At 60.7% G+C, this 12,217-nt stretch carries 6 protein-coding genes; all 6 read left to right on the forward strand.

Annotated elements, in window-relative coordinates; all coding sequences use genetic code 11:
• Window positions 1-343 precede the first annotated feature (343 nt).
• A complete protein-coding gene (locus HS101_09330; GenBank protein ID MBE7506473.1) occupies window positions 344-1,912 on the forward strand; it encodes an SLBB domain-containing protein in 1,569 nt (522 codons plus the stop codon).
• A gap of 47 nt (window positions 1,913-1,959) precedes the next feature.
• Window positions 1,960-2,952: an exosortase/archaeosortase family protein gene (locus tag HS101_09335; protein ID MBE7506474.1), complete on the forward strand. Its 993-nt coding sequence runs from the start codon at window positions 1,960-1,962 to the stop codon at window positions 2,950-2,952.
• Entirely contained in the window at window positions 2,952-3,719 is a 768-nt protein-coding gene (locus HS101_09340) for a hypothetical protein (protein ID MBE7506475.1), read from the forward strand. The genes HS101_09335 and HS101_09340 overlap by 1 nt, the downstream gene beginning before the upstream one ends.
• A gap of 96 nt (window positions 3,720-3,815) precedes the next feature.
• Window positions 3,816-8,399, forward strand: coding sequence for a tetratricopeptide repeat protein (locus HS101_09345; protein MBE7506476.1), 4,584 nt, complete (start codon window positions 3,816-3,818; stop codon window positions 8,397-8,399).
• Window positions 8,400-8,583: 184 nt separating this feature from the next.
• Entirely contained in the window at window positions 8,584-11,136 is a 2,553-nt protein-coding gene (locus tag HS101_09350; GenBank protein ID MBE7506477.1) for a polysaccharide biosynthesis tyrosine autokinase, read from the forward strand.
• Window positions 11,137-11,200: 64 nt separating this feature from the next.
• A complete protein-coding gene (locus HS101_09355; GenBank protein ID MBE7506478.1) occupies window positions 11,201-12,199 on the forward strand; it encodes a KpsF/GutQ family sugar-phosphate isomerase in 999 nt (332 codons plus the stop codon).
• Window positions 12,200-12,217 lie beyond the last annotated feature (18 nt).

A 12,217-nucleotide genomic window follows, 5' to 3' on the forward strand; every position in this document is an offset into this window, starting at 1 on the left:
CGTGGCGGACAACGGCATTGACCCATGCTCCCGGGAACCTCGAAGGCGCGTGGTTATCGGCCGAAGCGGTCGATTTGGGCAGGTTGGCGGCCGGAGTTGCCGACCTGGGCGGTGGGCGGAAATGCAAATCCCGCGGCGTGTATTTGGTGCGCTTCCGGTCGAGGAGTGACGATAACAGCGAACGAGAAGAACTGATTCTCGGTCTGCCACGGAAGGAACCGGCATGCGTCCTTTGTCACGGACAACTCAGCGATGGATACGAACGGCTCAACTGCCCGGCAACGTGGGCGGCGGGTCAAGCAGCGGCATCACTCGATTATCGAGTGCCGGAGAGTCGGCACTGATGCGAGCTTCGCGTGGTCGCGGCTATGCCCCCAATCGCCGCTGCGCGGTCCTGTTGATTGCGGTGTTCGCCGCGACGGGCTGCAAGCCGGGCGGCGAAAGCGCCCGGTGGCTTCAGAACGGCCTCGTCGACCCGACACAAGTCGGTCAGTTCCTAGAGCCAAAGCGCAACGAGATTCGCGCGTCGCTGAGTATTCTGGAGGAGCCGACCGGCATTCAGGATGCACAGGAGCCTCAGGCGGAAGACCTGATCGTGGAGTATCGCGAACATGTCATTCAGCCGGGCGACGGGCTGAACATCACGGTGTTTGAGTTGCTGGTGCCGGGACAGGCGACGAATCAGCAGGTCCTGGTCAGTTCGTCCGGCTATGAATCGCTCCCGACAATTGGGCGAGTGCGAATGGCGGGCCTGACCATCAGTGGACTGGAGTTGGAACTGAAGGAGTTGTTGCGAGAAGCTCAAATCCTGCCGGACCCCGAGGTGCAGGTTGCATTGCTGAGCACCCGGGCAACACGATTCTCGATCATCGGCAGCGTTTCGCGGCCCGGCAGTTACGAGTTGCCGCAGCCGGACTACAGGTTGTTATCGGCGCTGGCCGACGCGGGCGGCGTACCGCCCCAAGTGCAAACGATCTACGTATTCCGTCGGGGAGCCCTGGACGAACTTCGGGACGGCGAAATGGGAGGGGGCGCCGCGCCACAGTCACAACCGACCCGGTCGGACAGCATGGAGCCCACGCCGTTCATGCTCAGTGACACGGCATCGGGACCTTCTTCTTCGCCCGCCAGTGGGCCGGCCGTCAGCCCCTGGGCCTCGTCTGAGCCCGAGTCGATGACGCCGGTTTCGACACAGGAAGGCAAGATCGATGAGATCGACATTCTCGAGGGAGGTCCGACGACCTCGCCCGAAGCGATCATTTGGGACCCGCAGCAGGGTTGGATCATCAAGCCGGCGGAAGACGCGGCCAGCGAGCCGGTCATTGTTGAGGACAGGCCGAATCGAGACGCGCCCGATCCGCTGACGCAGGAACTGGCCCAGCCGGTTCGGATCATTGAGGTGCCAATCAAGGACCTGTTGGCGGGCGATCCCCGTTACAACCTGGTCATTAGGCCTTATGATCTCATCAGCGTTCCGCCGGGTTCGGTGGGCGAGTACTACATGATGGGCAATGTCGCCCGAGCCGGAGCCTATGACATCACCGGGCGTCGGTTGACCGTGAAGGAAGCCGTTGCCGCCGCGGGTGGTTTCGGGCCGCTCGCCTGGCCGTCTCGCGCGGACCTCGTGCGTCGCGTCAGTCAGGATGAAGAACAAATCATTCAGTTGGATCTCGATGCCATCTTCGCGGGAACCGCTCCGGACTTTTATCTTAAACCCAATGACATTCTCAATGTCGGTACAACCCCCGCAGCCGTGTTCCTGGCAGTTCTGCGGAATGCCTTCCGCTTCAGCTATGGGTTTGGGTTTGTCTATGATCGAAACTTCGCTGACGCGGACACATTTCAGGCCAAGGAACAGGTTCGGCAGCGTCGCACCCAGGAAGCGGCTCTGCGCGGCATCCCGCTTCAGTAGCCGAAGCGGGCCGGAGCGGTTCCACCGATTATGGGAGGCCGACGCGCGTGCATAGGACTTCCCTGGACTCGCCCCAGACCGAGAGTAGAGCGCCCGGGCGGGCTTCCGTTGCGGGCCGACGCCGAGGCCAGCCGCAGCGCGTGGACCCCGGTTGGTTTCAGATTCTGGGGACATCCGGACTGGTCGTGATCGTGGTGATCTGCGCCTTGATGGGGTGGCTTTACAAGCCCCAATGGCAGCGGCTGTTTCGGATGTGGCAGAACCCCGACTGGTCTCATGGGTATCTGATCCCGATCTTCTGTCTTTACATGATTCACGTCCGAAAGGCGGCAATCCTCGCGGCGCCGAAAAAGGGCTCGCTGGCGGGCCTGGGCGTCATTTTGCTCGGGATCGCGACCTACGCCTACTTCATCTATGTGAAGATCGGTTATCCGCAGGACCTGTCGATGCTGCTGGTCGCGATGGGCCTGGTCTTGCTCATGTGCGGTTGGAGAATACTGAAACTCACCCTGTTTCCCATCTGCTTCTTTGCGCTGGCGATTCCTCCGCCGGACCGGATTTACAAGGGTTTTACGCAGCCGCTTCAGCAGGGGGCCGCCTGGCTGGCGACCAAGATGCTGAATCTTTTTCCCGGTGCTGAAGTCGAACAAGCCGGCATCAATATTGCGTACTACATAAGGGGCGGCAATCAGGGCATGTTTACGGTGGCGGGGGCATGCAGCGGCATGCGGTCGCTGCTGGCCTTCGTGGCCCTGGGACTGGTGATGGCCTATTTCACGCCGCGCCCAACCTGGCACCGTGTGGCCATGGCGGTATGCGTGGTTCCGGTTGCGTTGGCCTGCAACGTACTGCGAGTGATTATCACGGGGGCGTTTCAAATGTATGGATACGGTAATCTGGCCGCGGGAACCCCTCACACGGTTCTCGGATTGGTGATGTTCGCCGTCGGTTTCGCGATCTACGGCGCCATTCTGTGGACTCTCGATCATTTGATGGTTGAGGATCCCGACGCCGAAGATGCTTCCGGAGTGCCTGCCTGATGGCCTGGGGAACACGAGACAAGATCAATGTCGGACTGGGTCTTGCGGTTCTCGGCGCGAGCGCCGCGTTCATGCAGGCCGCGCAGTCCAAGGGCTGGTTGAGCCTGGTGAAGCAGCGCCTGCCGATCTTGAAGCCGATCAAGGATCTTGATCGGTCGAAACTCGAGCCATTCATGGTCGTCAGTTCCCAGGAGTTTCCCGCGGAGGTGATCGAGGAACTCGGCACGGATGAGTATTTCAACTGGATGCTGAAGGAGCCGTCGAGGTCGCCGTATAAGGGGAGGGCCATCAACCTGACGGTGACCTACTACACGGGGGTCGTCGATCAGGTGCCGCACGTCCCTGAAGAGTGCATGGTGCAGGGCGCCTATACCCAGGCCGGCGATGACATCATGCAGATGGAGCTTCCGGCGCTGGGCGAGTCCATCGAGGTCCGCCGGCTTCAGTTTTATCCGCCGCGCGATGTGACAGTTAAGACCTACGTCTATTACACCTTTTGCGTCAATGGCGACTATATGGCCACGCGCATGGCAGTACGGTCGCGGATGACAAAGTTCGCGGACACGCACCTCTATTATTCGAAAGTCGAGGTTGCGTTCAAGGGACGGCCGGACGCCGACCTCAAGGAACTGGACTCGCGGGCGCGAGAGGTACTGGACCGTGTTCTCAGCGAATTGCGGTCATCGCATTTCCCGCCCAAGGGCTGGGAACAGGGCGGCCCCCCGGCTGGATCAAGCTCATCGGCGTCCTCGCCCCGGAATCCGTGACAACCTGTATAATCTGAACCACTCCGCCGCGGCGCATTCGCGCGGAGGTGGTTCGCTTGATTGCCGTCAGACTATCAATCGGAAGGCTTGGTCATTATGGCGAAGAAACTGAATCGGAACCTGGTTGGCATCCTCACACTGGTCGGAATGGTGCTGCTTGCCGTCGGCGGGTTTGCACTGCTGGCGAGCCTCCCGGGTCAGGATCCGAAGGTCTATGAAGCGGAAGCGGAAAAGCTCCGCAGCGAAGGCAAGTTTGAGATGGCCGCTGACACGCTGGTCCGGGCCTACCAGCGCGATCCGGCGAAGAACCCAGAATATCTCGTGAAAGGCGCCAAGTGCGTGCTGGAAGAGGGCAAGATCGGCAAGGCACGGGCGATGCTCCGCGATGCGCTTCAGCGCGATCCCAACTTGAAATCCGCCCTGGAAGTCACCGCGGACCTTGAGTTCGAAATCGCCCAGAGATTCGGCTCCAGTGCCCAATGGAATCGCGTTCTGACGTCATCCAAGAAGCTGGCTGCGGCCGATGCGAATTCGGCCCTGGCGCAACACGCGATGGGCATGGCGTATCTCGCACTGCAAGGCGAAGACTCCCGGCACCGCGAGGAGGGTGTCGCGGCGCTTAAGAAGGCGCTCGAGCTCGACCCGACGAACGCGAAAGCCGTGGATACCCTTGCCAAGCAGTGGTGGAACGAATCCGAGACTGCGAAGCGGGCCGGCAAACTGGACGAGTCGGACGCGCTGGTCGTCGCTCGAGACACGTTGATCGCGGACACGATTGAAAAGTGCCGCGCCGCGGCGCCGGAGAAAGTAACGGAACTGCGTCAGTTGCAGTGCATTTTCAAGATTGTCTCGAAGAAAGTCGACGAGGGCATTCGCGACCTCGAGGAAATCGTCAAGTCTGAGGTGAAAGGCGTTGACGCCCATCGACTCTTGGGCGGCATCTACATGGGCGTCCTCGGTGACGCGGTGAAGCAAGATCTGGCCAAAGCCGAGGCGCTCTATCTAGAGGCGTTGAGCATTGAGCCGGATAACGGCGATGTCTATCTGGAGCTGGCTCGGGTCTATCGCCAGCAACGCGAAAAATCCAAAGACCCCGAAGAGCAGAAGAAGCTTCGCGAGAAGGAACTCGGCCTTTACAAAAAGGGACTGGAAGTCGTTACGCGGACGACCGATTTCCGAAAGCTCAAGAATAACGTTGCCCGGGCACAGTTCTATTCTGAGTTGGTGCTCGGCGCCCTCGGTGATGCCGATCAGAGCCCGGACGAGGAGGCGCGAGAAAAGGGGATTGCGTCCGCAGAATCCTGGCTGGCGCGGATGAAAGAGGAGATCGATCCGGGCCAACTGGAAGTCAGGTTCCTCGTGGCCAACATCCTCAACATGAAGGGTGAGATTGTCGAAGCGACCAAGGAGGCTGAAGCCGCGGAGCGAGCCGCCGGGTCGCGCGGCCACCTGGGACTCCAAGTGTTGCTGGGAGAAGTGTATTCACGGCAGCAGCAATGGGGGGCGGCCGAAAGCGCCATCAAGAAGGCGCTGACCATGAACCCCGATTCCCCGGGCCTCATTCTGCGGCTCGCACAGTTGTATCTTCAGCAGAACAAGGCGAACGATGCCCTGACCCTGCTTAAGCCCATGGACTCGGGCCAGCGCGGCCAGTTTCTCCGAACGAACCCGGCGGCCGCGCGCCTGCGAGCCGATGCGCTGCGCCAGTTGGGCCAATATGAGCAAGCCTTGGCGGAGAGCGCGCGATCGGGTACCGGCAGCATCGCGGACGAGGTTCGAGAAGCCCAACTCTTGATCCTCAGCGAGAAGACGGCCGAAGCGGAAAAGAAGCTCAAGACGCTGCTGGCATCCGCTCCAACTGATATTGGCGTCTTGCGAACACTTTGCGGGCTCTATCGGGACACGAACCGGCTGGATGAGGCGACTGCGGTGGCGAAGGCCGCGCTTCAGAAGGAGCCGGATAATCGGCAGCTTAAGATTCTGGAAATCGACCTCCTTCCGGGAGGTAGTAGTGACGAGCGTAAGGCCCGAACGTTGAAGGTCATCAACGAGGAGAAGGATGAATTCGTAAAGGCCCTGTCGCTTCACGACTTTTACAATAGCGACAATAACGAATCAGAGGCCCGAAAGTATTTGGATGAGGCCGAGCGGCTTCGGCCGGACCATTCGGCGGTCATTGAGCGACAATTCCGGCTTGCGGTCATGGCCAAGGACTGGAGTCGCGCGGAGAAGTATGCCGCGAAGAGCGGCTCGCTGAATATCGACGGCACCGAGGGGCTGCTTTCACAGGGCCGGCTGGCTCTGGCGAAAGGCGCGAGTCTTGAGGAAGAAGGCAAGGCGGACCAGGCCAAGGAGCAGTTCGAGCGGGCCATCGACCTGATTCGCAGCGGTCTCCAGAAGTATTCGAGTAATTCCCTGGCATGGACGGTTCTCGCCGACGCCTACCAGGCCGCCGGTCGCGGCACCGAGGCGAAGGGCGTGCTTCTTGAAGCTCTCAAGATGGATCCGACGAACGGCTTTGCCAATCGCGCATTGGCGGAGTTGAGCATCCGAGAGGGCAACGAGGCTGAAGCGCAAAAGTACCTGATGGCCGCGAGTCGCACGCTTCCGAACGATGTTTTTGTTCAGCGTCAGCTTCAGATTCTCAAAGAGAAAGAGAATCCGCGCGAGGGCATCAAGTCGCGCGAGAAGATCCTGCAGGAGAACCCTCACGATCTGCAGAACCTCGTTCTCCTGGCCAGGCTGTATGCGCTCCCGGAGGTAGCCAAATTTGACAAGGCCGCCGAGGTCTATCGGATGGCCCTGACGGAGTCCAAGAACGACCTGGCAATGGCGTTTGAGTTTGCTAATTTCCTGGGGCGAAGCGATGTGAAGCGTCCATCGGAGGGCGATCAAATCCTCGGGGACTTAATGGGCAAGGAGCAGGACAAGGCGAAAAAGGCACAGATCGCCATCTACCTCGGACGGTTCTACGAGAACCAGAAAGTTCTCGCGACGGCCGACCGGCATTTCCGACTTGCCGTCAGCCTCGATCCGTCGGCGACGATTCTGCAGTCGGCCGGCGAGTACTACGCAAGGACAAGCCGATTTAGAGATTCGACTGAATACTACGTCCGCGCCCTTAAGCAGTTGGACTCGGAAGGCTCCGCCCAGGCGGAACAGGTCCGATCCAAGATCATTGCGCTCTGTCTGGCGGTCGGCGACCTCGAGCGGGCACGAACCGCCATCGACGAGTTCCTGACAAAGTACCCGAACAACGATCAGGGCATGATCTTCGAAGGCGCCTATCACCGGATCGCCGGTGACGTTCAGCAGGCGCGTCAATCGTTCGACGCCCACATTGAGAGGAATCCCGATAACGCCGTCGCACTGTGGCAACGAGGAGAGTTGTTTCGCCTGATGGGGGGCTGGCAGAAGGCAATCAGCGACCTTACCAAGGCCAAGACAATCAGTCCCAACGGATTCAGCTTCCAGCATCGCATTTCGCTGGCCGACGTGCTCATGGAGACCGGCAAGGCGGAGCTCGCCGTTTCCGAGTTACGAACCATTCTCGATGAAAACCCGGACGAAGAGGCCGTCGCCGAGGCGCTGATCGATCTTTACATCCGCATCGGCCCCTCGCGCTATCCCGATGCCGAAACACTGATCTTCACCTTCGCCCAGAAGCGACCGCGTGACGAGAAGTGGCAGATGATTCTCGGCCGGCTTTATGAAAAGGCGAGGAATGACGCCAAGGCCATCGCGGCGTACGAAAAGGCGGCGGAGTTGAGTCATTACGGCCGAGCATCGGTTGAGGCCTTGTTCCGGCTGTGCCGGTCGTCGAACCAGCCCAAGGTCATCAAGGACTACGCCGCCCAGAAGCTGTCGTCGCGACTGCTCAACACCATGCCTGGGGCGCTGTCGACGGTCGCCTGGGCGTATCTCCAGTCCGGCGAACAAGACAAGGCCATTGAGTATTACGACATGGCGCTTGCGGCGGCGGCCAACGAATTTGACGTATACACCTCCGTCGTCATGGAGATGGTCCAGTCGGCCGGCCGGGAAGAGTGCCTGAAGCGTCAGCAGAAGAGAGTCGAGGCTGATCCTCAGAACATCGAGCAGCTCAAGCTCCTCGTGCAGCTTCTGCACATCAACGACAAGGTCGATGATGCGATCGCGGTCACCGAGCAGATCGAGAAGCTGGCCGCCCGCAATGAGGACATCCTGTTCGCCCGACTGGCCCAGGGCATGCTCTCTCAGCGGGCCGGAAAGCTGGATGCGGCGCTGGCCAAGTACGAAGAGGCCCTCAAACTCGATCCGAACAATGCCCTCGCGCTCAACAACCTCGCGGCCCTTTTGTGTGAGGAAATGAATCGATGCGCCGAGGGGCTCCCCTACGCCGTTCGTGCCCGGAAGATCCGGCCTAACGATCCCAACGTCCTGGATACGCTGGGATGGGCCCTGGTCCTCAACGATCGTCTGGGGGAGGCCCTGGGGGTCTTCCTGCGCAGCCTGGAGGTGAATCGGGAGCACGTCATCACTCTTTACCACCTGGGGCTGCTGCATGAGCGCAGAAATGAGTACGACGAGGCGCAAAGACGGCTTGAACAGGCAAAAAAGGCAGCGGAATCCCAAGGATCGTCCGTATATCTACCGAAAATAGTGAAGGCGCTCGAAGACATCGCCGCCAAGGGAAAATAGCCGCGTAACTCGATCGGAAGGCCGAGTTTAGCCCACGAAAGCGACGTCTTCCCGGCGTTCCCCTGGTCTTTGAAAACGCGCCACATTGCTTCCTGCTCGTGAACTCGACCGTGCAAGGACGAGTATTAGGAGGTATACACTTGCAAGGGGACAAGGCTTTGGCCAAGGCCGTGAGCACGCTCGAATGACGACTCTAACATCAGCACCAAGCAGTCTGCCCAGCCAGGGACCGGGAATGGAGCCCTATGTCCTTCCGGCCATGGCGGGCCCGCCGGCGACCGGCGGCGCCTTCACCGGCGCCGAGATATATCGCGTCATTCGCCAGCGGCTGGTGATGATTCTCTTTCTTTGGTTGTTCTTCATTACCGCGACGGCAGTCGGGACATATGTCTGGATTCGATATTGGCCTGTCTATAAGGCCATGGCCCTGGTCCGGGTCCAGTCGATTACGCCCGCCAATCCGCTCGAGCCGCTCAAGCCTCAGGAGGCGCGCGAGGACGAGGTCACTCGACTTCTTCAGGATCAGGCGCTTCAGGTCATGAGTCCGGAGGTATTGGACAATGTGATTGCGGATCCTCTGATTCGCGAGACGACCTGGTTTAAGGAGGCGGAGAAAAAGAAAGCCGAGAAGGACGAGGACCCCTTCGACCTGCTCAGCGACATCGTCAAGGCGGACCCGGTTCCCGAATCGAACCTGCTTTCGATTTCAGTCTCATGGAAGGTGCCGTCCGAAACGCCAAAACTTGTCAATACCGTCGTCGACAAGTACATGGCGGTCATCGAGAACGCCCAGAAGAACAAGATCAGAAAAGCCAGCGACACCCTTGGTGTTGAAGTCACCCGTGCCAAGCGTGACTACGACCAGAAGCAGGCCGACCTCGATAGTTTTCGCAGCAATGTGGAAAGCACCGGCACGGGCCGTGACGAGCTCAAGGAGAAAGTGCTCACCCTCACGGCCATCGAGACGGAGCTTGCCATGGACATGGATGGCAAGCGGACGATCTACGAGCAGTTCGAGAAGGCGAACCCTGAGGATCTTCCCATCACGCCCGACCTGCAGGCGATCCTGAACAGCGACCCGACCATTGTCCAGCTCGATAATCTGGCACGCGCCGCAGATGCAGACCTGAGCACGGTCCTTTCCCGATTCGGCCCGAAGCATCGAGTTGTTCAACAGCAGCAGGCGGCCCGCGACGCGGCCATGGACCGGGCCGCCGAAGAGCGCCGGATGAAGACGCTCCAGTATCAGGTCAATCAACTGGACCAGGCTCGCACGAACTACCTTGAGGCCCAGGCGCAGTTGCTTGCGATTCGCGAGCGCCTCAACGGGGCCCAGGCGGAACTCCTCGACAAGGACCAGAAGTACGCGTCTTACCTTCGACTGGAGGAGGAAACCAAGACCCTCAAGGAAAACTACCTGCGCCTGGTAGAGCAGCAGCAATTCGTGGTCATGACACTGAATCAGGACCACACCGTCCAGATTACTCCGTTGGGGCAGGCCAAAGTACCCAATCGCCGATCAAGCCCCAAATGGGAGATTCTCCTTCCGATTGGAATTATCTTCGGCTTGGGCCTGAGCGTCGGATTCGCGCTCCTGCTCGAAATGGCCGACAAGTCCGTCCGAACGCCGCGCGATGTACAGCGCCAGTCGATGACTGTGCTGGCCACGATTCCGGCGGTTGAAGATGACGAAGTTGAGATTTCCCGGGTAGAGACCGCGAGCCTGGACGCCCCGCAGTCCATCACCGCCGAGGCGTTCCGAACCCTTCGGGCCAATCTCTTCTTCTGCGCCCCGCCCGAACAGCAGGCGACTCTGCTCGTCACCAGCCCCAGCGGCGGCAACGGCAAGACGACCGTCGCCGTGAATCTGGCGATCTCCATCGCACTTTCCGGTCGTCGCGTGTTAATTGTTGATGCGAACTTCCGAAGGCCCTGTCTGCCACGCATTTTCCCGGACATGCGTCCCGACGGATTGAGCAACATTCTCATCGGGCAATCCCACCTGGACGATTGCGTCATGGCCACCTCGGTACCGGGCCTGGATGTTCTGGGCGCCGGGCCGCTGCCGCCGAATCCCGCGGAGCTCCTGGGCAGCACCTATCTGCGCGACATGCTGGCGGATGCGCGCGCCCGGTACGATCAGGTGATCTTCGATGGGCCGCCGGTTCTACTGGTCAGCGATGCGATGGTGCTGTCGGCCGCTGTAGATGGCGTGCTGCTCATCTGCCAGTATCGCTCGACGTCGCGCGGCGCTTTACAGCGAACCCAGCAGCAGCTTGAGGCCATCAACGCGAGAATCTTCGGCGCCGTGTTGAATCGCGTGGAGACGCGGGCCGGCGGATACTTCCGCGAGGCCTATCGCGAATTCTACGAATACAGCGAGATGCCCGAGGAATCGGGAGGCCAAGCCAAGCAGCTTGACGCGGAGGCCGCCGACCAGTTGCAGACCGGTGAAGGGGCTTCCGAAGGGGAAGCGCCTCGGGAAGGCGACGATCAGAACCTCCTTGCCACGGACACCGATGGCAAGGACGCCGAAGGCAGGGACGCCGATGCCACGGAGACGCCCCAGGACACCACCGACGAGGCCCATCCGGCGGACGATGCGCCGATCGATGTGGACGCAGAGATCGCCAGCATTGGCGGCGAGTCCATCCTTGCCGACGAAGACCTTATCCTGGACGACGATACGCCGTTCATCGACAATGAAACCACCCCTGAAGACCCCCATCGCACCTGACCGTTTCCCGCCACGGCTCCTCGACGTATTCTATTGACCGGTTCGCCAGGCGACGGAGGTTCAGGTGCGCAAAGATCCGATCGTACTCGCCCAAGACATGCTCAAAGAACAGGCCGAGGCCTTGGCCGAACTCGGCAGCTTGATCGGTGAGCCGCTGCGCGAGGCCGTCGAGTTGATCCTGGCGACGCGCGATCAAGTCGTCCTCACCGGACTCGGAAAGAGCGGCCTAATCGCCCGGAAAATCGCCGCCACGCTCGCCAGCACCGGCACGCCGGCCATCTTCATGCATCCGGTGGAGGGGGTTCACGGCGACCTCGGCGCCGTCGGCCCCAACGCCGTCCTGGTGGCGCTTTCAAAGAGCGGCCATACCGACGAACTGGTTCGATTCGTCGGGCACTTTCGGCGGCTGGGGGGAAAAGTCATCGCCGTCTGCGAATCCAACGGCTGCCCGCTGGTTGAGCTTGCGGACGTATTTCTGGCCATCCCGGCGCGCTGCGAGGCCGGCCCCCTGGCACTGGCTCCGACGACCAGCACCCTGCTGATGCTCGCCCTCGGCGACGCCTTGGCGATGGCCCTCTTGGATGCCCGCGGTTTTTCGGCGGAAGCTTTTGCCAAGTTTCACCCGGACGGAAGCCTGGGACGCCGCCTGCTGCTCCGGGTCGCGGATTTGATGCATCGCGATACTGAAATGCCCTGCGTGTCGGACTCGGCCAAGTTCAACGAGCTCCTACTGGAGATGACCGGCAAACGCCTGGGCATGACGTGCATCGTGAATGCGGCCGGCCATCTGCTGGGCGTGTTCACCGACGGCGATCTTCGCCGATTGCTCACGCGGTCTGAATCTCCCGGCAAATTGTCCGCCCTGGAGGCGTGGAAAGGCAGTCGTCGCGATCCATCGGAGCCGGCGGTTCGCTGCTCCACGATTTCTTCGTCGATTCTGGCGGTTGACGCGCTGCGGATGATGCGCGAGAGCGAAATCACGGTGCTGGTTGTTTCCGACGACGGCAACGTGCCGATAGGAATCGTGCGGCTACAGGATCTGGTGAAAGCGGGCCTGAGCTGATTTAGCGGAGCGGCAGGC

Source organism: Planctomycetia bacterium (genome assembly GCA_015075745.1).
GTDB lineage: Bacteria > Planctomycetota > Phycisphaerae > UBA1845 > UTPLA1 > UTPLA1.